Below are 20,614 nucleotides of genomic sequence, written 5' to 3'. Positions count from 1 at the left end.
TCATAACAATCCAATTCAAAAAAGGTCAGTCGCCGCCGAGCTTGAGCTCGACCAAGGGCTTCCAGCCGCTGTCACCGGCTTCGGCCGAGTGCAGCTTGGGTGCGGCCACAAAAATGCGTTGGTTGGGCAAGCCCTTGGCAATCAGCCCGTCGCGCACCGCCACGCCGCGCGCGAGGCTCAGTGCATGCGCCGTCTCTTCATTGACGGTGTAGCTGGCCAGCATAAGGCTGCGCATCTCGGCCACAGAAATGTCTTTGGCAAAACCCAGCATATTGCGGGGCTTGTTGGGCAGCTTGGTCGCCTCGTAAACCACCTTGAGCAGACGGTTGCGCTCGGCTTCGCTGAGCGTGAGTTCGGCCGCGGCTTGGGCATCCGCGCCGGCAGTCTGGCGGCGCTGCAGCTCCAGGCGCTTTTGCGCCAGCAAGGCCGCATCCAACTGCGCCTGCTGCAAGGCACTGCGCTCCAGGGCCAGATCGGCCCAGCCAGTGATGGTCAAGGCCAGCGTCGGCTTGTCTGCCAAAGACTTGGCAATTTTCTCCAGCGTGGCGGGGTTGCTCGGCTGCGCACTACCAAGTGCGAACTCGATTTGGCTGTGCTCACTACCACCGACACCCGAGAGCAGCGAAAACGGCGACGTCAGAGCCTTGCCAATTAGGTTGATGATCAGCTTGAAAATCACCCCACCGACACTGAATTGCGGATCGTTGAGCGAGCCCGAGACGGGCAACTCAACATCGATCACGCCATCGCTGTCCTTCAGCAGTGAAACCGCCAGGCGCACCGGCAGCTTGGTGGCATCCGGGCTATTGACGGCCTCGCCAAAGGTCAGCTGATTCAAAATCAGTTGATTGGAGGCTTTCAGCTGGCCGTCGGGATCGATTTTGTAGGCCACCTTGGTGGACAACTTACCGCGCTCGATTTGGTAGCCGGCGTACTTCTCGGCATAAGGAGACATCGGCGCCAGTTCAATATCGGTGGCCGAGGCCTTGATATCCAACATCAAGGGCGCCCCCAAGGGATTGAGCGCACCATCAATCGCCAGCAAGCCGGTGCCGGCGACCCGACCGCGCAATTGCAAGGGTGCCATCTCGGCGCGGCCGCTGCGCACCGCACCCAGGCCGCCTTGCAACTCGGTCAGCTGCGCGCTGTAGTTCGGTCGAATGAAACGGTCGGCAAAGTCCACCCGGCCTTTGCTAAGGGTTGTTTGACCGAGGCTGATCTGGATCGGCAGGTTTGCACCTGGCGCGGCATTGGCTGCGGCACTGCCCGGGGCAGCGGACGCAGCGGGAGCATTGGATGTAGCGGGTGAAGCCACCAGCGCAATACCCACTTCGGATGCCGGTTTGGCCTGCACCGCAGCCTCGGGCTCGGCGCGAATATCACTCAGGTTGAGGCGCCCCTTCTCGTTGATCAAGACGCTGGCATAGAAGTCATTCAGGCGCAGCTCCTTGACGGCCAAGTCGGGCTTGCTGCCGGGCTTCATTTCAAAGCGTACACCGTCCAGGTGGAAGGCCTGCCAGGTCAGCAAATCCGTGCCGGGCAGACCCATCGCGGCTTGCTTTCGCCCTTGCTGCAGACTCAAATCGGCCAGCAACAGATCGCCATTCACATTGACCTGCCAGTCTTTGGGCAGCTGGCGCACATTGAAGTCACCGCGCCATCCCAGGTCGACACGTTGCAGGTTCAAGTCCAGGCTTGGATCCATATAAGCACTGAGCAACTGCAGCGGCAAACGCTCGGCCCGCAACTTGCCACTGGCCGCCAACGGCGCCAAGGCAATATTGCCCTGCCAGCTAAAGCTACCCGGCGAATTCGCCGCGGCCTTGGAAAGCGCGGACAGTGGCCTGGCGGGAGCCGAGGCCTGCTGCCCCTTGCGCGAAGCAGCTTGCTTGGCAACCGCCTCACCCGCAAGCTTGAAGCTGAGTTGCGCCGGGCTGCTGCCCGATGCTTTGGGCCAAGCCAGTTGGCCTAAGCGCAAAGTCAGCTGTTGGACACTCAAATTGGCCTGGCCACCGGGTGCGGCCGCATCTTGCAAACGCACCGAACCACGATTGAGCTTCAAATCACGCAGGGCCACTTGCCAGTCGGTGGCTGACTTTGAAGTCGAAGCGACGGGAGCTGTGGACGTGGCCACGCTCACACGCCCAGCGTCGTCCTCACCCCCTAGCTTCAAGACCGGGCGGCCACGGGGCACTGGCTTGCTCACAGCCTTGGCAGACTCAGACTGCGGCAAAAGGGCTTGCCAGTTCCAATCATTGTTCTTTGCACGCGCCAGCATCAGGCCGGGGGCATCCAGACTCAATTCACCCAGCTGAACGGTCTTGGCGCCATACGCCATGTCGAGGCTATCCAACTTGACGCTGTCCAGGCGAAGCAAGGGCTCGCCTGTTGGCGACTTGGCTGCCCCAAGAGCCAACTGCTCGATCAGCAAATCTTGCACACCCACTTGCAGCCGAGCCAGCGGGTCAGCGTCCAAAGGCTGGGTGACACCCAGACTCAAGCGCCCGGCCGCCTTGGCCTTGAGCTGCATCGGCAACTGGGCCGCCCAATAGGGCTCAAACCACTGCAAGGCCAGCTGATCCCATTGCAGATCCAGCTTGGCTTCGGCGGCACTCAGGCTGCCCTGCCCCTTCAAATTGGCGGCCGCCACAGCAGACTCCGCCTTCTTGCCGCCGGGCTTGGCTGCCGCCCCTTCGGGCTGGATCTGCATATCAAAGCTCAGCGGCGTGAGCGCCTTCAAAGGCCATTGCACGGTGCCCAGCTCCAGCTTGAGTGCTTTCGCCTGCAAAGCCGCCTTGCCCGGCACGGACGCATCGCGCCAGTTGACTTGGGCATCACCCAGGCTGAATTTGGCCAGGCTGACAGCCCAAACCGGCGCTGCGGGAGCGGAAGGAACGGCTTTGGCTTGCTTTTGGTCTTGCACGTTTGCCGCGGGGGCAGCAGAGGCAACAGGCGCAGGCGCTGCCGTGGGCAGCCAGAGTTGGCCTGCGGCATCGCGAGCCAGATTCAGGCGCAAGCCCTGCCAATTCACCTCGCCAAAAGCCAATTTCTGTTGAAAAGGCTGCACCGCCTGCATGCCAATGCTCAGCTTTTGCCAGGCCAGCCAGGGGCTGCCGCCCGGCTGCTGCAAATCAAATTCACTCAAACCCACCCGGCCGTTGATATCAAGCTTAGGGGCATGTTTGGGCGGCTGCTGAAAGCGCACGGTGAGATCCGCATCCACCTTGCCGGCAGCCAAGCGCAAAGGCAAACCGGCGGGTACATAGGGGATGTAGGGCGCGAGATCCAGGCTGCCCAGTTTAAAACGCAGCGTGGCATCACGTTCCGTTGAAAAAGGCAGGGCCTCGACCTGGCTACCAAATTCCACCCCGTTCAACTGGCCCGAGACGGAGGGCTGAACCAGCACCTTCACATCGGCATCACGGGTCGACAAAAAGGGCAGCCCAATATTCAGATGCGCCAACTCATGTTTGCGCGCCATCGGCCGGTCGTCGAACAAGACCTGGCCCTGGTCCAGCGTGATGTTGTAGAGCGCCAGCGCCGGCGGCGGGCCGGAAGACGGCTCGGCCGGCTTGGCGCTGAATTTGGCAATCAGGTCATCCACATCGTAGGCACCCGGCGCCGTACGGCTCAGCCTGAGCACGGGCCGGCTCAAGGCCAAGGACTCAATCACGGGGACGAAATGCCAGAAGGTGCGCGCCGACAGGGCCACCTTCGCCTGCGCCATCTCAAACAAAGGCGGATCCTGGTCCGTGCGGCCGGCAATGCGCAAATCCTTTAGTTCCAGCGCCAAGCGCCAGGGCTGCACGCTGACCTCGCCGATCGTGACGGTTCGGCCCAATGCCTCACTCGCAATCCTGGCCCCAGTGGACTGGATGACTCGCGGCAGAACAAATACCGCAGCAGCCATCAAGACCAGCAAACTCAGAACAAAGCCGGCAAGCCAGCGCAGCCAGCTCTTCTTGGGCAAGACAGCGGGGGGGTGTTGGCGAATGTGGGCACGTCAGTGATGTCTAGGCTAGGTGACGGGGTTTTTGACTGAATGAGCGTCCAAGGGTGAATCAATCCAAAAACCGATCCAGCATCAGCCGCCAAAGCCACGCAACTTCAGCAAGCTCGCTGCGGCGCAGTGCGCTTGCACGAGACCTCTCGGGAGAGGCGATGATGTCGCCGCTCCTGCTCATGTTTGGATTTTGTCGTGAATCTGACTCTGCTCTACCCGGAATTGAAACCTTTTCTTGTGGCCGTATTACTACCGCCCGGTCCCTTTCTCGCCCTGAGCCTGGTGGGCGCGGCCGTGCTGCGCCGCCATCGCTGGCGCGGCCGCCTAGTTTTGAGCCTGGGCATGCTCGGCATTTGGCTGAGTTGCACCGAGGGGTTTGCACAAATCCTGGCGGAAAAGCTCGTTCATGCCCCCCCCGCCGTGAGCGCTGAGACGCTGCAGCAATTAAAGCTTGAATCTCAAGCCGGAGAAAAGTTGGCCGTTTTGGTGCTCGGTGGAGGCGCACGCAACAATGTGCCGGAGTACCAAGGCCCGGCCCTGAAGCTCGTCAGCGAGGAGCGACTGCGCTACGGCGTGTGGTTAGCCAGGCAAATCGATGCGCCCTTGGGTTTTAGTGGCGGCATCGGCTGGGGCGCACGAAATCTCAGCATTTCAGAGGCTTCGGCGGCTAAATCCAGCGCGCAAGAAACCTACAAGCTACCTTTGCGGTGGGCCGAAGGGCAATCGCGCGACACCCATGAAAACGCCCAACTGAGCATGGCGATGCTACGCGCCGACGGCATCCAAACCGTGGTTCTCGTCACGCACGATTTGCACATGCCGCGCGCCATGCGCGCTTTTTCACAGGCAAACCCAAGCCAGATGCGCTTGGTGGCGGCGCCGGTCGGTTACCGCCGCGATGGCCCCTTCGATTGGCAAGACTGGAGCCCCAGCGAAGAGGGATTGCCTCGGGTGCGCTATGCCATTTACGAGTGGCTTGGGCAAATATCGGGCCGCTGAAGCAAAAGGGGCGCCCGAAAAGTAGAAACCCCTTTCAGTCCGAAGTCTGAAAGGGGTCGGATGGCTGACGCCATCAATGGAGCTCTACCGCGATTTGCCGAAGGGCTCCTGGCGCGCAATGATTGCGCCAGTGAAGATGCCTGTAAGAGGCTTTACAACACTAGTGCAATTGATAAGGCTATTCAAGGAGAAGTTTTGCTTTCCTTGGAAAAAAGCTCATCAAACAAGACATTGGCGCGCGCCTGCACGTCTGGCGTCATCACAATGGTTCGGCCCCACTCCCGAGTGGTTTCGCCGGGCCATTTATTGGTCGCATCCAAGCCCATCTTGCCGCCCAAACCGCTCACCGGGGAGGCGAAGTCCAGGTAGTCAATTGGTGTGCCCTCCACCAAAGTGCAGTCGCGCACCGGGTCCATGCGGGTGGTGATGGCCCACACCACCTCTTTCCAGTCCCGCACATCCACATCCTCATCCACAACAACGATGAACTTGGTGTACATGAACTGGCGCAGATAACTCCACAAGCCAAACATCAGCCGTTTGGCATGACCCGGATAGGCCTTCTTGATGGAAATCACCGCCATGCGGTAGCTACAACCCTCGGGCGGCAGGTAGAAATCAATGATTTCGGGAAACTGCTTTTGCAGGATGGGCACGAACACTTCATTCAAGGCCACGCCAAGAATGGCCGGCTCATCGGGCGGCTTGCCGGTGTAGGTGGAGTGGTAAATCGGTTGTGGTCTTTGCGTCAGCCGCTGAACTTCGAAGACCGGGAACCAGTCTTGCTCGTTGTAATAGCCGGTGTGATCACCGTACGGTCCCTCCAACGCGTGCAAATAGCCGCCCTTCTCTTTCAATGGCACGCCGTCCTCGCTGACACCCACAAAGCCGGGCGCGGCGATGGGAATATGACCTTCCAGCACGATTTCGGCGCTGGCGGGCACTTGCAGCATCTGGCCTGCCTCGCCAACACCGCTATCCACCAACTCGGTTCTTGAGCCACGCAGCAGGCCGGCAAACTGGTACTCCGACAAGCTGTCGGGCACTGGGGTCACGGCACCCAAGATCGTGGCCGGGTCGGCACCCAGAGCCACCACGATCGGGAAAGGCTGGCCTGGATTGGCCAAGGCGAAGTCCCTGAAATCTAGGGCACCGCCGCGATGCGCCAACCAGCGCATGATCAATTGCTTGCGACCAATTAACTGCTGTCGGTAGATGCCCAGGTTTTGGCGCTGGCGCGGCCGGGCGATGCTTTGCGGCCCACGGGTGACGACCAAGCCCCAAGTCAGCAAAGGCGCCACATCGCCGGGCCAACAGGTTTGAATCGGCAACTTCTTCAAATCTACATCGCTGCCTTCGAACACCTCTTCTTGACATGGAGCGCTACGCACTTTCTTCGGCTTCATGTCCCAAAGCGCTTTTGCCATGCTCATCAGACGGCCGGCATCTTTGAGCCCACGCGGCGGCTCAGGCTCTTTCAGGCTGGCCAAGACATGGCCCACGTCACGCAACTCCTGCAGGCTTTGAGCCCCCATGCCCAAGGCCACCCGACGCGTCGTGCCAAACAAATTGGTCAGCGCGGGCGTTTGAAATCCCGTCGGCTGCTCGAACAGCAATGCGGGGCCTTCGGCGCGCAAAACGCGGTCGCTCAAGGCCGTCATCTCCAGAACCGGCGAGACCGGCTGCTGAATCCGGCGGAGCTCCCCCAGGCCCTCCATTTGGCCAATAAAGTCACGCAGATCTCTGTACTTCATATTGATTAGTTATATAAAACCGGTCGTTTAAGCTTGACGGGTTATTTTTCAACCCTAGAATTTGCCAAACATTGGAATTCAAGGGTTTACCCGCGCCCACCCCAGGACTGCTTGGAGGGCGTCAACCGCTGCTGATTAATAGGTCGCCCGTCTCGTTTAGCTTTGGCCAAACGACTTCGGCGGATCGACTGATTATCACTTTCGTGTCTCGGATCGAGAGCGCTTGTCGCCCGACCCGAGCATGACTGAGAACAAAGGAGTTGCATGACAGCGCGCCACGATCTTTTATCCCTTGCCCGCGGCACCCGTGCCACCTTGTCCCTGTTCGTCAAGGACATCGGCCAAGGGCTTTTAGTTGTTAGCCACAATAGTTTGGCCCTGCTTGGCTTGGCCGTTGTGGCCTTGGGCTTGGTCTTTGTTAGCCAAGCCGATCTGCGTCAAGACCTTGAAGGCCAAGCCCTGGGCTGGCTGAATGCCCGGGAAGAAGCCCGCGCCCAGGCCGACGGCAACACCTTGTTCGCCGTCTCCGAGCCCAATGCCGTGGACCGCGCCACCGCCGCTGATCCAAAAGACTTGCCGCGCCAGCAAGCTGCCGTGGCGATGTGGTTGTCGCGTCGCTACAAGGTCGCACCGGAACCCATCAGCCGCTTGGTCCAAGAAGCCTGGGCCATCAGCCGCAAGGCTCAATTGGAGCCCACCCTCATTCTGGCCATCATGGCGGTTGAGTCCAGCTTCAACCCCTTTGCGCAAAGCCCGGTCGGCGCCCAAGGCCTGATGCAGGTGATGACCCACGTGCACAACGACAAATACGAAGCCTTTGGCGGCAATTTGGCCGCCTTTGACCCCATCACCAATTTGCGTGTGGGTGTGCAGGTGCTCAAGGAGTGCATTCAGCGTGCTGGCAGCTTGGACGAAGGCTTGCGCTACTACGTCGGCGCCGCCAATCTGCCCGATGACACGGGCTATGCCGCCAAGGTGTTGGAACTGCACGAACAAATGAAGAGTGTGGCGACCGGCCGGCCCGTTCAAGCCAAACCGATCCGCGAAACCAGCCCGATGGCCAGCGCCACGCCGCTGGCTTCTGCCGATACCGACGTGACAGCCTCAAAAGTCGCGCTGGTTCAATAAGGCAAATCCTGGGCCGGTGCGCCCAGAGGCTACACTGATGGCTTCGCGCGACTGGCGATCAGGATCATGACGCCCTGCTACAGGGCGATGGTTTGAGGTGGTGGACCACCGGGGAGCGCGAACGGTTCATGGATTTGGTCCTGAACTGAATTTGCCGTTCGCCTGGGCCGTCCTGCTTGAAAACCTCGGCTGATGAGGTTTTTGTCTGCAGCGACTCCACTTCTACCGCAAGCCACCATCATGTTTGACCGCAGCACATCCACACTTGCCCTCGTTGACCCCGATTTGTGGGCCGCAGTTCAGAACGAGAACAAGCGCCAAGAAGACCATATTGAACTGATTGCGTCTGAAAACTACACCTCGCCCGCTGTGATGCAGGCCCAGGGTAGCCAGCTGACCAATAAGTACGCCGAAGGCTATCCAGGCAAGCGCTACTACGGCGGCTGCGAGTACGTGGACGTGGTCGAACAACTGGCCATCGACCGCCTGAAGGAACTCTTTGGCGCCAACTACGCCAATGTGCAGCCCAACTCTGGCTCGCAAGCCAACCAAGGCGTTTTCTTCGCCCTGCTGCAACCGGGCGACACCATCATGGGCATGAGCCTGGCCGAAGGCGGTCACCTGACCCACGGCATGGCCCTGAACATGAGCGGCAAATGGTTCAACGTCATCTCCTACGGTCTGAATGCCAAGGAAGAGATCGACTACGACGCCATGGAGGCCCTGGCCCGTGAGAAGAAGCCCAAGCTGATCATCGCCGGCGCCTCGGCCTACAGCCTGCGCATCGACTTCGAACGCTTTGGCAAAATCGCCAAAGAAATCGGCGCCTATTTCATGGTGGACATGGCGCACTACGCCGGCCTGATCGCCGCGGGCGTCTACCCCAACCCGGTGCCGCATGCCGACGTCGTCACCTCGACCACCCACAAGAGCCTGCGCGGCCCACGTGGCGGCATCATCTTGTGCAACGATGAAGCCATCGCCAAGAAGATCAACTCGGCCATCTTCCCCGGTATCCAAGGTGGCCCGCTGATGCACGTCATCGCCGGCAAGGCCGTGGCTTTCAAAGAAGCACTGACACCTGAGTTCAAGGCCTACCAGGCCCAAGTGGTCAAGAACGCCAAGGTCCTGGCGGACACCCTGATTGAGCGCGGCCTGCGCATCGTCTCTGGCGGCACCGAAAGCCATGTGATGCTGGTGGACCTGCGCCCCAAGAACCTGACCGGCAAGGAAGCCGAGGCCATCCTGGGCGCCGCCCACATGACCTGCAACAAGAACGGCATTCCCAACGACCCGCAAAAGCCCATGGTGACCAGCGGCATCCGCCTGGGCACGCCCGCCATGACCACCCGCGGCTTCAAGGAAGAACAGGTTCGCATCACCGCCCACCTGATTGCCGACGTGCTGGACAAGCCGCACGACGAAGCCAATCTGGAAGCCGTGCGCGTCAAGGTTGCCGCGCTGACCCGCGACTTCCCGGTCTACCGCTAAGCAGCAAAGGCAAGCCCGTCGATGCGTTGTCCTTTTTGCAGTCATGGCGAAACCCAGGTCTCTGAGACCCGTGAATCGGATGAAGGCGATGTTGTACGACGCCGGCGGCGCTGCCTCGGCTGTGACAAACGCTTCACCACCTACGAGCGGGCCGAAATCGCCTTGCCCGTGGTGGTTAAGAAAGACGGCACCCGCGCCGACTTCGATGCGAAGAAGCTGCGCGCCTCCATGCAACTGGCCCTGCGCAAGCGGCCAGTGAGCATTGAACAGATCGACGCCGCCCTGGCTCAGATCGAAGAAACCCTGTTAACCAGCGGCGCCCGCGAGCTGCCATCCACCCGCTTGGGTGAGTTGGTGATGCGCGAATTGAAACGCATCGACAAAGTGGCCTATGTGCGCTTCGCTTCGGTTTACCGCAGCTTCGAAAACGTGGATGAGTTCCGCAAGCTGATCCGGGATATTTAACCCGGGACAGGGCCCGCGACAAAGCGGCGCGTCGAATCCGCTTGGCCGATGCCAATAAATCGAAGCACCCGCAGCGACAAGACCCCCACTTTTGGGGGTGCCACTCCCCCCTTCGGTGGGACAGAAAGCCACCTGACCGACGCCTAAATTGTGTTCATGCCACTGAACATTTAGGAGTCCATCATGGCCAATACCCAACATTCATCACGGGGCATCAGCCTGGTCGAGGTCTGCGTGGGGCTGTGCATGAGCGGCATCTTGACCGCGCAGGCGGTTCCCGCCTTCGAGCGCATGCAGCAGCGCCAACGCCTGCAGCTTTCCGCGCAAACCCTGATGACCGACATCCAGCAAGCGCGCAGCGAAGCCGTGCAAAGCGGTCAAACCGTCTATCTGCGTTTCAGCCAAAGCAATCAGGGCAGTTGCTACATCATGCACACCGGCAGCTCTGGCCAATGCCGTTGCGACGATGGCGGTGTGGCCGCATGCACCACCAAAGCGCAGTTGATCAAGCTGCAATGGTTGCCTGCAAGCCAAAAAGTGTCGCTCAGAGCCAATGTTCAGCAACTCAGCTTTCAGGCCCGCCAAGGAACCGTCACCGCAACCGGCAGTGTGGACGTTCAAGGGGCAGCGGGCGAGAGCATTCGCCATGTGGTGAGCATTGCCGGGCGGGTGAGAAGCTGCAGCCCCCAAGGCGCCATGGCGCAATTCGCGACTTGCTAACTGATCGCACGTCGGAACGCTTCAGCAAGACATAGGCGGGAAGCCCCACGATTTTCTTCGCCGAGGGAAGAATTACCAATTCGATGACGAAAACCTCACCGAACAAGCCTAGAGCCGACGGACGCGCCAGATTGGTCGACAAGCGGTAAAGCACCTACACCCGCCGCCACACTCGCTTCCCATAATCAAAGCATGTCAAGCAACCGCTGCATGTCTAGGAATGTCTGTCGCTCGCAGTTCATGCAAGCGGGCTTTAGCTTGGTTGAAGTGATGATCACGGTCGTCATCGTCGCCGTCTTGGCCATGGTTGCGCTGCCCGTCTTTCAGAAGCAGATTGCAAAGGGCCGGCGCGCCGACGCGATCGGCGCCTTGTCCACCATTGTTCAAGCTCAAGAGCGCCTGCGCAGCAATCGCGGCAGTTATGCCTCGACGATGGAGGATGCTGAGTTGGCGAAATTGGCCTTCGCCAACAACTTGACGCCCAAAAGGCACTATCAACTCAGCCTTGTCGGCCTTGGCAACCCACCCGACTTCACCTTCGGCTTCATCGCCCGGGCTGCCGTGAGCAGCGATTCACCCCAGGCGAATGACAGCGACTGCGCGACCATGTTCATCCAGCTCCGCGGGGGCAATATGAGCTACGGCGCAACCGATAGTGCGGGCAGCGACAGCAGTCGAAAATGTTGGCCGCGCTGAATCGCAAAGCACTGCCCGGCTTGACCTTGGTCGAGTTGATGATTGTTGTTGCCGTTTTGGGCATCGTCCTGGCCGTCGCGGCGCCCTCTTTCATTGACTTGCTGAACCGGCGCCGCGTGCAACTCGTAGCCACCAATCTCAGCAATGACCTGGCATTCGCGCGCGCCGAGTCCGGTTTGCGCCCGGATGACGTCATCGTCTATTTCAAGAAGACGCTCACCATGAGTTGCTACACCATTGCCTACGGCAAGGGGCAATTCGGCAGTTGCGACTGCACCCAAGCGCCGGGCTCGGCCTGCAATCCAGCCCTGACCAGTATTCGCGAATTGAAGACAGAGCAGGTGCTCGACAGCTCCGGCGTCATTTTTGTCGCTACCGGAGATTGGCCCGCCTGGGCCGCCAATCGCTTTGCTTTTGTTGCCCCGCAGATGTTGCCGACCTATAGCAATGTCGCCATCACCGTGACCGGAACCGGCGGCAGCAAGATGCGGGTCCAGCTCAACGGCATGGGCCGAGTTCATATGTGCAGCCCGAACGGGAGCTTCAGCGGGGTGGCGCAATGCTGAACGCACGCGCTTCAAGTCTCGGCCAGCCGCTACGACAGCGCGGTCTGAGCTTGATCGAGATGATGGTGGGCATCACGATCGGCATGATCGTGGTGGCGGGCGCCAGCGTCATGCTCACCCAACAATTGGCCGAGCACCGCCGTTTGGTGCTGGAAACCCAGATACAACAAGATCTGCGCGCAGCGTCTGACTTGATCTTGAGGGAGTTGCGCAGAGGTGGGGCTCACGCCGTTGCCGAGCGTTTGGTCTGGGCGCCCGGCAGCGGCATCGCAGCCCCCATCACCAACGACTACGCCAAGCAAACCGCGGTGCCAGCGACGCAGAACCAAGTCATCTACAGCTACTTCAGCCATGATGACCGGGGAGGCCCCAACCCGCTCAACCCCGAGGACAATCTTTCCGCCAACAACGAGCGCTTTGGCTTTCGGGTCAGCAATCAAACGCTGCAATTCATGCTCGGCAATGGCAATTGGCAGCCCTTGACCGACCCACAGACGCTGCTGATCACCAATTTCACGATTCAGCAGCAGAGCCAAAGCGTCTCCCTGATCGACAGTTGCGAGATTTCGATATGCCCGGCGGGCAGCGCGACCTGCCCACCCCAGCTGCAGGTCAAGCGCTTTGACATCAGCTTGACCGGCAAAGCTGCTCATGACGACCAGGTGCAGCGCACGCTCAAGGTCAGCAGCCGCATGCGCAATGATGAGATCACCGGAGCGTGCCCATGAGTACGCTAACCTCAATCGCAGCAACGAGGGCAGCCACCACCCCGACTCGGGCAAGCCAAGGCGGCGCCGCGACCCTGGTGGTGGTGATGGTGCTGTTTCTGATCATGGCCATGATGGCGGCATTTGGCAGCCGCAACTTGATCTTTGAGCAGCGCGTGGCCAGCAATTACTACCGGGCCGGTGTGGCGCTGGAAGTTGCCGAGGCTGGCATTGAATGGGGCCTGGCCCAACTCAATGGCCTCAATATCGACACCGCCTGCGTGCCCAATGGCGCTGGCCCGAACAACTTCAGGCGGCGTTACCTCAAGATTGACCCGGCCAACCGCAACATCACGCCGGTGAACCCACCAACGGCTTCCACTGACTGCGTCCGCAACGGTGCTTTGGGCTGGGTTTGCCAATGTCCGACCGGCCCTTTGCCTGCGCGTCTGCCGCTGCCCAGCGAAAACCAGATGCAACCCCGATTTGCACTGACATTCAAAGCCATCGCCACGCCGGTGGATCGGCCCGGCGTGATTCGCCTCTACAGCGAAGGCTGCACCGACAGCGGCACGGCCAACTGCGACATCAAGAGCCAGTTCGCGCGCGACGCCTCGCTGGGCATGTCCAACGTCACCGCTGATATTGCCCTGGTCAGCGCGTTGAAAACGCCACCCATCACGCCGCTGGTGGTCAGCGGCAGCCTGGATCTTGGCCCCAATGGCATCGGTCTGCACAATAGTGAGCCGCGCAGCAGCGGCCTGCTTTTGACCACTGGCGCCGCCCTACCCACCTTCACCGGCACAGCCGCAGACCGGCTTGAAAGCCTGCCCGGCACACCAGGCACTCAGGCCATGTTGGGCAATGACCCGGGCTTGACCAATGCTGCTGGCGCTCAAGTCTTCAAGCAGTACTTCGGTATGTCCTTGGCCAGCTATCGCGACCAACCCGCAATGCGCATGATCACCTGCCCGCAAGGCGATTGCGGCGCAGTCTTGCTGGCGGCCTACAACAGTGGGGTACGGCTGGCCTGGGTGGACGGGCCCTTGACCATCACCAGCAATATCACCCTAGGCGCGGCCACCAGCCCGATGGTCATCGTGGCCAATGGCGCCGTCACACTGAACGGCCCCATGCAACTGACCGGCCTGCTTTTCAGCAACGGCAACCTGGTCTGGGACAACGGCAGCGCCATGCCGGCCTTGCTGACGGGCGCACTGATCGTGGCGGGCCAAATGGCAGTCAGCGGCACGGTCGACCTTTGGTACCGGGCCGCCGTGATGGACGAGTTGAGCAACCGCGCCGGCAGCTTTGTTCGCATCCCCGGCGGCTGGTGGAACTGAGATGGACAAGTTCGCGCGCCCTCCTCGTCCAAGCCAGCTTTCTGCGCCCAATGGCCAACTAGGCGTGGCCTTGCTGGAAGCCCTGGTGGCGCTGCTGATCATGTCTTTTGGCATGCTGGCGCTCGCCGGCCTGCAAGGCAATCTGCGCCAAAGCGCTGATCTTGCCAAGCAGCGCGGCGAGGCAGTTCGCCTGGGTCAGCAGGAAATGGAACGCCTGCGCAGCTTCAGCCAATTGCCCGCGCCTAACCCGCCCAATGCGGGCGTACGGGCTTTTGAGGACATCACCGAGCCGCCCAACGGCGTGGCTGGCACCTTCAGCGCCGATACCAACACGACCTTCACCGTCACCCGGCAGGTGACCGACATCGCCGAGCCGCCGCAAAAAGCGCTGCGCATCAACGTCAGCTGGACAGATCGCACCGAAGGCGCGCAATTCATCATCCTGGACAGCATCCTCTCCCGCACCGACCCCATCCTTGGCGGCGGCTTGGCTTTGAGCAGCAAAGCGCCTAGCGCGCGCCAGCCCAGCAACCGGGATGCCAATATCCCAACCCCAGCCAAAGACCTTGGCAACGGCAGCAGCGCCTTCAAGCCACTGACGGGTGGTGATGTGGTGTGGGTCTTCAACAACCTCACCGGCGTCATCACCGGCGTGTGCAATATCCCCGCCACGCCCATGGTCGATTTGGTGGCGACAGATGTGGACTCTTGCAAGAACAACACCCTGGGCTATTTGCTCAGTGGCTTCGTCAGGTTCTCCGATGCCTCACCCAGCGACCCCGGCAAACCGCTAGGCCTGGCCCTGCCGATGGACCTGAACTTGGCCTTGACCCAGTCCAGCGCGCTCACACCCAGCTACCAGTGCTTCAACAACGCCCCCATCACCTCGCCCTCGACCCAGACCTTCGTCACTTACTACTGCATCGTTTACCCAAATGCCGACACGCCGCCGATCTGGTCGGGCCAGCTGACACTCACCGATATCCCTTTGAGCGGCATTGGCGCCCGCACGATCTGCCGCTACAGCGCCGACTACGACGCTAACGGCAGCATCAGCAATGCCGAACATCCCTTGGTCTACAGCAAGGTCACCGGTTCGCTGGCGCGGCAAAACTTTCTGGTCATTCCTGGCACCGAAACCTGTCCGGCTGGCCACGACATCGACCCTGCCCAGGGCTTTTTCAGCAATACCGCCACGGTGCGACACCAGCCCAACGGCATTTAGGCCGACCAAGCGCTCTGTGCGCCCTGCGCGAGTGCGCCCCGTGCGCCTTTTTGAGGTTTTTTGCCTTGTTCGCCAGTGACTCGATTGACCGGCATTCGCCGAGCACCCCACCAGACCCTGAGACAATCCTCCTTTTGCCCGTCGACCAAGTCGGCGGGCATTTCCGCACTACCGGCGTACAAGGATTGCAGCAGTGTTCAAGAACCTGATGGTTTACCGCATCGGCCCCAACTGGCAGGCCACCGTGGAACAGATTGAAGAAGCGCTCGAGAAGCAAATTTTCGTGGAATGTGGCGCCACGCAAGCCCAAACCATGGGCTGGACCCCGCCCCGCGGCATCCCTCACGCCCCCCTGGTCGAAGACGTTGGCGGCCACTGGCTCTTGAAGCTGATGCTGGAGCAGCGCGTGCTGCCCAGCTCGGTGGTCAAGCGCCGCGTTGACGAAATGGCCGCCCGGGTTGAACAAGAAACCGGCCGCAAACCCGGCAAAAAGGTCAGCAAGGAGCTGAAGGAGCAAGCCACGCTGGAATTGCTGCCCATGGCTTTCACCAAGCAGTCCAGCATCCGCGTCTGGATCGCGCCGGCCCAGCAGTTGTTGATGATTGACGCCGGCAGTGCCAGCCGCGCCGAGGAAGTGGTTACCTTGCTGATCAAGGAACTCGCGGGCCTGAACCTGCACTTGATCCAAACCGCCGAATCGCCCGCCGTGTGCATGGCCGCCTGGCTGATGGACGGCGTGCCGCCGGAAGGCTTCACCATTGACCGCGAATGCGAGCTCAAGAGCGCGGACGAGATGAAGTCCGTGGTGCGCTATGCCCGCCACTCGCTGGACATTGACGAGGTGCGCCAGCACCTGGCCGGCGGCAAGGCGCCCACCCGCCTGGCCATGAGCTGGAGGGACCGGGTGTCCTTCATGCTCACCGACACCATGCAGATCAAGAAGATCAGCTTTTTGGACGTGGTGTTTGAAGGCCGCGAGTCCGCCGACAAGGATGAAGCTTTTGACGCAGATGCGGCCATTGCCACCGGCGAGCTGTGCAAGCTGATCCCCGAGCTGATTGACGGCCTGGGCGGTGAGCATGACTTCCTGGCCGCCGGCGCCGCGCTGGCCGCCCTGCCACCCACCTTGAGCGGTGAGCCAAGCGGTGAGCCAGCGAGCGAATCGCCTACATCAACAGCTTCCGCCACCACCACTCTCGAAACCGCCCCCTGGGATTGATGCCATGAGCGCGCCCCAGCACCATCAGAGCGCCCTCAGCGCCATGCAGCACGCCCTGGCTCTGGCCGAACAGGCCGTGGGCCTGACGGAGCCCAACCCACGGGTGGGTTGCGTCATCGTCGATGCGCAAGGTCAGGTGCTGGGCATCGGCCACACACAGGCCGCCGGCCAAGCCCATGCCGAGGTGATGGCGCTGCGCGATGCGCAGGCGCGCGGCGCGGATGTGCGCGGCGCCACCGCCTACGTCACGCTGGAGCCCTGCTCCCACCAAGGCCGCACAGGCCCTTGCTGCGACGCGCTGATCCAGGCCGGCCTGGCCAAGGTGGTGGCCGCCATAGGCGACCCCAACCCCCAGGTGGCAGGCCAAGGCATGGCCCGCCTGGCGACCGCCGGCGTGCAGACCGAAGTGGGTTTGCTGGCGGAACAAGCCCGCGAGCTCAATATCGGCTTTTTCTCCCGCATGCAACGCGCCCGCCCCTTTGTGCGCCTGAAGATCGCCGCCTCGCTGGATGGCCAAACCGCCCTGGCCAACGGCCAAAGCCAATGGATCACCGGCCTGCCGGCACGCACCGACGGGCATGCCTGGCGCAAGCGCGCCGGCGCGGTGCTGAGCGGCATTGGCACCGTGCGCGAGGACGACCCGCGCCTGGACGTGCGCCTGGTGCCCTGCGCGATGCAGCCGCTGCGGGTGGTGATCGATTCGCGCTTGGAGATGTCGCCCGGCGCCAAGCTGCTGAGCGAACCCGGCGGGCCGGTGCTGATCTTTTGCGCACTGGACGAGGCTGAGATGATGGGCGACGGCTCTGCTGCAGCTTCAGCCGCCGCCTTGCGCGCCGCCGGCGCCGAGCTGCAAAGCCTCGGCAACGGTCAGGGCAAGGTCGACTTGAGCGCGGCCATCCTTGAGCTGGGCCGCCGCGGCATCAACGAGTTGCATATCGAGGCAGGCGAAAAGCTCAACGGCTCGCTGCTGCGCGCTGGCCTGGTGGACGAATTGCTGGTTTACCTGGCGCCCAAGCTGCTCGGCCGCGGCCGCGGCATGGCGGATTTGGGTGGGCTCACCCAGCTGCAAGACGCTTTGAATTGGCAGTGGTTGGACTGCGTGCCGGTGGGTGATGACCTGCGCTTGCGGGCGCGCCGCGTGCCGACCGAAGCCAAACTCTAGGCCCTACGCCAGCAAGGCGGCCGAGGCCGCCTACAATCGGGGGATGCCCATGTCATCTGCCCCCCACGCCCCGGTCACCAGCACCGCCATCGCCCCCGTCCATGAGCTCGTTGCCGAGCTCGCCGCTGGCCGCATGGTCATTCTGGTTGACGAAGAAGACCGCGAGAACGAGGGCGACCTGGTTCTGGCCGCCGACCATGTCACCCCCGAAGCCATCAATTTCATGGCCAAGTTCGGGCGCGGCCTGATCTGCCTAACCCTCACCCGCGAACGCTGCGAAAAGCTCAATCTGCCGCCCATGGCCACCCGTAATGGCACCAAGCATGCCACGGCCTTCACGGTGTCGATTGAAGCCGCCACCGGCGTCACCACGGGCATCTCCGCCGCAGACCGCGCCCGCACGGTGCAAGCCGCCGTGGCACGCGATGCCCAGGCCCGTGATCTGGTGCAGCCGGGTCACATCTTCCCCCTGCAGGCTCAAGACGGCGGCGTGCTGATGCGCGCAGGTCATACCGAAGCCGGTTGCGACTTGTCCAAAATGGCCGGCCTGACGCCCTCCGCCGTGATCTGCGAGATCATGAAGGACGACGGCACCATGGCCCGCCTGCCGGACCTGATCGAATTCGCCAAAGAACATGGCCTGAAGATCGGCACCATTGCCGACCTGATCGAACACCGCAGCCGCAATGAAAGCCTGGTGCAACGTGTCGGCCAGCGCAAGCTGCAAACCGCCCAAGGCGAATTCGACTGCACCATTTACCAAGACCGCACCGGTGGCACCCACTTGGCGCTGAGCCACGGCCAGTGGCAAGCCGGCGACGACGTGCTGGTGCGCGTGCACGAGCCCCTGTCGGTGCTGGACCTGCTGGACGTCAGCACCACCGGCCACGCCTGGCCGCTGCCCGCCGCGCTGGCCGAGTTGCAACGTGCCCCTTGCGGCGTGGCCGTGCTGCTGAACTGTGGCGAAGACGCCGCCGGCCTGCTGCAACGCCTGCAGCCTGAGCAGCAAAACGCCGCCCCGGCCGCCAAGATCATGGACCTGCGCACCTACGGTGTGGGTGCGCAAATCCTGCGTGACCTGGGCGTGCAACGCATGCGCTTGTTGGGCAACCCGCGCCGCATGCCAAGCATGACCGGCTACGGCCTGGAAGTCACCGGCTTTATGGCCGCAGGCGAACGCGCCTGATCGACCTAAACAAAAAAACCAACAGCATATGCAAGCATCAGACAAGGGACAGGCCAGCAGCGCTTCGCTCAACGGCGAAGACCTGCGCATTGGCATCGTGCAAGCCCGCTTCAACAACGAAATCACCAGCCGCCTGGCCCAAGCCTGCCTGGAAGAGCTGGCTGCCTTGGGCGTGGCCGAACACCATATCCGCCACGTCACCGTGCCCGGCGCACTGGAAGTGCCCATCGCCCTGCAAGCCATGGCTGACAGCGAGGACTACGACGCCTTGGTCGCCCTGGGCTGCATCATTCGCGGTGAGACCTATCACTTCGAGTTGGTGGCCAACGAAAGTGGCGCCGCCGTCACGCGCATTGCGCTGGACAATGCCACGCCGATCGCCAACGCGATCCTGACGGTGGAAAACGAAGAACAAGCCTGGGCGCGAGCCGAGGAAAAAGGCCGTGATGCGGCGCGCGTAGCGGTCGAGATGGCCAATTTGATGGAAGAACTTCAGTGAGCACAAACGACAGCGCCCCGGCAAAAAAGCCCGCAGCAGGCAAGACTCCCGCTAAGCGTGCCCAACCCAAATCGGCCCGCCGGCGCTCGCGCGAAGCCGCCCTGCAAGGCCTCTACCAGTGGCTGATCACGGGTGATGACGTCGCCACCATCGACGCCCATATGCGCGAGCAAGAAGACTTCGGCAAGGCCGACCGCGCCCACTTCGATGCTTTGCTCAACGGCTGCATCCTGGAAGCCGTGGATCTGGACGCCGTGCTGGCCAAGCATGTTGACCGCAAGACCACCGAGCTCTCGCCGATCGAACACGGCGTGCTGATGATTGGTGCTTACGAACTCAAGCATTGCCTGGACATCCCCTACCGCGTCGCCATCAACGAAGCGGTCGAGCTGGCCAAGTCCTTCGGCGGCACCGATGGTCACAAGTACGTCAACGGCGTGCTGGACCGCGCTGCCGGTGATCTGCGTCCGACCGAAGTCGCCGCGCGGGCCAACAAGGGCTGATCAGCCGATCACAGTCCACTGAAGCCGACTCAGCCGACGATTAGCGCCGAATGAAGCTCGCCGCCCGGCTCGATCACATCGAGCCCTTTTACGTGAACGTTTAACCAATAAAACGTACTATATCCCGCGTATTGGGCCTCTTTATTTCACGATGTGGAATAAGGAGGCCTTTTTGCGTCCGTATCACCAAAACTGGGTGATCGAAGCCAATTTCTGATTGCAGACATCTGCAAACCACTCAGGCAACCCCACCGCTATAAACACAAAGGGCGCTCAATCGAGCGCCCTTTTTTTGTTGTTTTTCTAATTATCACAAAGGTGAAAAACCTAGGAAAAGTTACAGGTGTAACTGTGTCAACTAACTACAAAACCACCTAGGCGTGCAAGCTTGCAGTTGTTAAATTTCGTATCACGGTGCACCGAAAAAGCCACATCCAAACAAATCTAGGGTAATTGATCATGTCATTTCTGTCCAATCTCGACCAGTTCGGCCAAGGTATCAACCGTGCATCCGTGACGCTTGCGAAACCACCTCGCGCTCGTTTTGTCGCTGCAGCTTCGGAGCAAATTCGCCAAATCGAAACCAACTCTAGCTCACCCAGTAATTGGTATATCCAAAACAGTGATGGCACTGTGGATGTCACGTTGCGCAATGGTGTCGCTATTTTGAAGGTTGGCGGTGCATCCAAGCGCCGTTGCGCCAATGCCGACGCGGCTACCGCATACATCAAGGCAGCAATTACTGCTGTTGAAGCCGGTGAATTGGATGAAATGCTGGAAGCTACCCAGCTCAAGCGCAAGCCCAAATCCGCCTAATCAGGTATTGAGTGAGTCGCGGGCCTCCCCCAAAACTGGGGGACTCCCTGACTTTCCAATGATTTTTCACAAAAGATCAAATTATCCAGAACTAACCAACTGGATAACTCCGCACGCTCGTTCGCCACCCCG

Annotated in this window: 18 protein-coding genes and 1 riboswitch; of the genes, 16 read left to right on the top strand and 2 right to left on the bottom strand. The window is 61.2% G+C overall.

Annotation, left to right across the window (positions count from 1 at the left end):
- Positions 1 to 25: 25 nt before the first annotated feature.
- Positions 26 to 3,970, bottom strand: a complete 3,945-nt coding sequence (locus tag AT984_RS07175; RefSeq protein ID WP_058719513.1) for a DUF748 domain-containing protein — start codon at positions 3,968 to 3,970, stop codon at positions 26 to 28.
- A 375-nt stretch (positions 3,971 to 4,345) separates the two neighbouring features.
- Here AT984_RS07175 and AT984_RS07170 point away from each other — a divergent pair, with 375 nt between their 5' ends.
- Positions 4,346 to 5,002 (top strand): YdcF family protein, encoded by a 657-nt coding sequence (locus tag AT984_RS07170; protein ID WP_231741561.1) that lies wholly within the window; start codon positions 4,346 to 4,348, stop codon positions 5,000 to 5,002.
- A gap of 182 nt (positions 5,003 to 5,184) precedes the next feature.
- Here AT984_RS07170 and AT984_RS07165 read toward each other — a convergent pair whose 3' ends face one another.
- Entirely contained in the window at positions 5,185 to 6,756 is a 1,572-nt protein-coding gene (locus AT984_RS07165) for a UbiD family decarboxylase (protein ID WP_058719511.1), read from the bottom strand.
- Positions 6,757 to 7,020: 264 nt separating this feature from the next.
- Between AT984_RS07165 and AT984_RS07160 the strand changes: the two genes are divergently transcribed.
- The 15 genes from AT984_RS07160 (at position 7,021) to AT984_RS07090 (ending at position 20,482) form a co-directional block, all read left to right on the top strand.
- Positions 7,021 to 7,884 (top strand): lytic transglycosylase domain-containing protein, encoded by an 864-nt coding sequence (locus tag AT984_RS07160; protein WP_058719510.1) that lies wholly within the window; start codon positions 7,021 to 7,023, stop codon positions 7,882 to 7,884.
- A gap of 37 nt (positions 7,885 to 7,921) precedes the next feature.
- A riboswitch (ZMP/ZTP riboswitch) is annotated at positions 7,922 to 8,059 on the top strand.
- 65 nt (positions 8,060 to 8,124) lie between these two features.
- Positions 8,125 to 9,375, top strand: coding sequence for a serine hydroxymethyltransferase (glyA, locus tag AT984_RS07155; RefSeq protein WP_058719509.1), 1,251 nt, complete (start codon positions 8,125 to 8,127; stop codon positions 9,373 to 9,375).
- 21 nt (positions 9,376 to 9,396) lie between these two features.
- The gene (nrdR, locus tag AT984_RS07150; RefSeq protein ID WP_058719508.1) at positions 9,397 to 9,840 is read left to right on the top strand and encodes a transcriptional regulator NrdR; all 444 of its coding nucleotides are present in this window, start codon (positions 9,397 to 9,399) and stop codon (positions 9,838 to 9,840) included.
- Positions 9,841 to 10,023: 183 nt separating this feature from the next.
- On the top strand, positions 10,024 to 10,560 hold the full coding sequence (locus tag AT984_RS07145) for a GspH/FimT family pseudopilin (RefSeq protein WP_058719507.1): 537 nt from the start codon (positions 10,024 to 10,026) through the stop codon (positions 10,558 to 10,560).
- 192 nt (positions 10,561 to 10,752) lie between these two features.
- Positions 10,753 to 11,256, top strand: a complete 504-nt coding sequence (locus tag AT984_RS07140; protein WP_082679844.1) for a type IV pilin protein — start codon at positions 10,753 to 10,755, stop codon at positions 11,254 to 11,256.
- The gene (locus AT984_RS07135; protein WP_058719505.1) at positions 11,241 to 11,822 is read left to right on the top strand and encodes a pilus assembly FimT family protein; all 582 of its coding nucleotides are present in this window, start codon (positions 11,241 to 11,243) and stop codon (positions 11,820 to 11,822) included. The genes AT984_RS07140 and AT984_RS07135 overlap by 16 nt, the downstream gene beginning before the upstream one ends.
- A complete protein-coding gene (locus AT984_RS07130; protein WP_058719504.1) occupies positions 11,816 to 12,550 on the top strand; it encodes a PilW family protein in 735 nt (244 codons plus the stop codon). Before AT984_RS07135 ends, AT984_RS07130 begins: the two co-directional genes overlap by 7 nt.
- The gene (locus tag AT984_RS07125; protein WP_082679843.1) at positions 12,547 to 13,872 is read left to right on the top strand and encodes a pilus assembly PilX family protein; all 1,326 of its coding nucleotides are present in this window, start codon (positions 12,547 to 12,549) and stop codon (positions 13,870 to 13,872) included. Before AT984_RS07130 ends, AT984_RS07125 begins: the two co-directional genes overlap by 4 nt.
- A 1-nt stretch (position 13,873) precedes the next feature.
- Positions 13,874 to 15,097 (top strand): type IV pilus modification PilV family protein, encoded by a 1,224-nt coding sequence (locus AT984_RS07120; protein WP_058719502.1) that lies wholly within the window; start codon positions 13,874 to 13,876, stop codon positions 15,095 to 15,097.
- Positions 15,098 to 15,290: 193 nt separating this feature from the next.
- Positions 15,291 to 16,316, top strand: coding sequence for a recombination-associated protein RdgC (locus tag AT984_RS07115; protein ID WP_058719501.1), 1,026 nt, complete (start codon positions 15,291 to 15,293; stop codon positions 16,314 to 16,316).
- Positions 16,317 to 16,320: 4 nt separating this feature from the next.
- The gene (gene ribD / locus AT984_RS07110; RefSeq protein WP_058719500.1) at positions 16,321 to 17,478 is read left to right on the top strand and encodes a bifunctional diaminohydroxyphosphoribosylaminopyrimidine deaminase/5-amino-6-(5-phosphoribosylamino)uracil reductase RibD; all 1,158 of its coding nucleotides are present in this window, start codon (positions 16,321 to 16,323) and stop codon (positions 17,476 to 17,478) included.
- A 49-nt stretch (positions 17,479 to 17,527) separates the two neighbouring features.
- Complete coding sequence (gene ribBA / locus AT984_RS07105; RefSeq protein WP_058719499.1) at positions 17,528 to 18,664, top strand: bifunctional 3,4-dihydroxy-2-butanone-4-phosphate synthase/GTP cyclohydrolase II; 1,137 nt, start codon at positions 17,528 to 17,530, stop codon at positions 18,662 to 18,664.
- A gap of 28 nt (positions 18,665 to 18,692) precedes the next feature.
- Positions 18,693 to 19,163 (top strand): 6,7-dimethyl-8-ribityllumazine synthase, encoded by a 471-nt coding sequence (gene ribH / locus AT984_RS07100; RefSeq protein WP_058719498.1) that lies wholly within the window; start codon positions 18,693 to 18,695, stop codon positions 19,161 to 19,163.
- On the top strand, positions 19,160 to 19,666 hold the full coding sequence (nusB, locus tag AT984_RS07095; protein WP_058719497.1) for a transcription antitermination factor NusB: 507 nt from the start codon (positions 19,160 to 19,162) through the stop codon (positions 19,664 to 19,666). Before ribH ends, nusB begins: the two co-directional genes overlap by 4 nt.
- A 459-nt stretch (positions 19,667 to 20,125) precedes the next feature.
- On the top strand, positions 20,126 to 20,482 hold the full coding sequence (locus AT984_RS07090) for a hypothetical protein (RefSeq protein WP_058719496.1): 357 nt from the start codon (positions 20,126 to 20,128) through the stop codon (positions 20,480 to 20,482).
- Positions 20,483 to 20,614 lie beyond the last annotated feature (132 nt).

Origin of the sequence: Paucibacter sp. KCTC 42545 (assembly GCF_001477625.1) — a bacterium.
In the GTDB taxonomy this organism is placed as follows: Bacteria; Pseudomonadota; Gammaproteobacteria; order Burkholderiales; family Burkholderiaceae_C; genus Paucibacter_A.
The sequence above is the reverse complement of the archived record's forward strand: the minus strand, read 5'-3'. Positions and strand labels throughout refer to the sequence as shown.

Excerpts from the sequence above, each read along its gene's own strand:
- nrdR (WP_058719508.1), top strand. The coding sequence starts at position 9,397 with ATGCGTTGTCCTTTTTGCAGTCATGGCGAAACCCAGGTCTCTGAGACC.
- AT984_RS07160 (WP_058719510.1), top strand. The coding sequence starts at position 7,021 with ATGACAGCGCGCCACGATCTTTTATCCCTTGCCCGCGGCACCCGTGCC.
- AT984_RS07090 (WP_058719496.1), top strand. The coding sequence starts at position 20,126 with ATGTCATTTCTGTCCAATCTCGACCAGTTCGGCCAAGGTATCAACCGT.
- AT984_RS07140 (WP_082679844.1), top strand. The coding sequence starts at position 10,753 with ATGTCAAGCAACCGCTGCATGTCTAGGAATGTCTGTCGCTCGCAGTTC.
- AT984_RS07130 (WP_058719504.1), top strand. The coding sequence starts at position 11,816 with ATGCTGAACGCACGCGCTTCAAGTCTCGGCCAGCCGCTACGACAGCGC.
- AT984_RS07125 (WP_082679843.1), top strand. The coding sequence starts at position 12,547 with ATGAGTACGCTAACCTCAATCGCAGCAACGAGGGCAGCCACCACCCCG.
- glyA (WP_058719509.1), top strand. The coding sequence starts at position 8,125 with ATGTTTGACCGCAGCACATCCACACTTGCCCTCGTTGACCCCGATTTG.
- ribBA (WP_058719499.1), top strand. The coding sequence starts at position 17,528 with ATGTCATCTGCCCCCCACGCCCCGGTCACCAGCACCGCCATCGCCCCC.
- ribD (WP_058719500.1), top strand. The coding sequence starts at position 16,321 with ATGAGCGCGCCCCAGCACCATCAGAGCGCCCTCAGCGCCATGCAGCAC.
- AT984_RS07135 (WP_058719505.1), top strand. The coding sequence starts at position 11,241 with ATGTTGGCCGCGCTGAATCGCAAAGCACTGCCCGGCTTGACCTTGGTC.
- ribH (WP_058719498.1), top strand. The coding sequence starts at position 18,693 with ATGCAAGCATCAGACAAGGGACAGGCCAGCAGCGCTTCGCTCAACGGC.
- AT984_RS07145 (WP_058719507.1), top strand. The coding sequence starts at position 10,024 with ATGGCCAATACCCAACATTCATCACGGGGCATCAGCCTGGTCGAGGTC.
- AT984_RS07165 (WP_058719511.1), bottom strand. The coding sequence starts at position 6,756 with ATGAAGTACAGAGATCTGCGTGACTTTATTGGCCAAATGGAGGGCCTG.
- AT984_RS07170 (WP_231741561.1), top strand. The coding sequence starts at position 4,346 with ATGCTCGGCATTTGGCTGAGTTGCACCGAGGGGTTTGCACAAATCCTG.
- AT984_RS07120 (WP_058719502.1), top strand. The coding sequence starts at position 13,874 with ATGGACAAGTTCGCGCGCCCTCCTCGTCCAAGCCAGCTTTCTGCGCCC.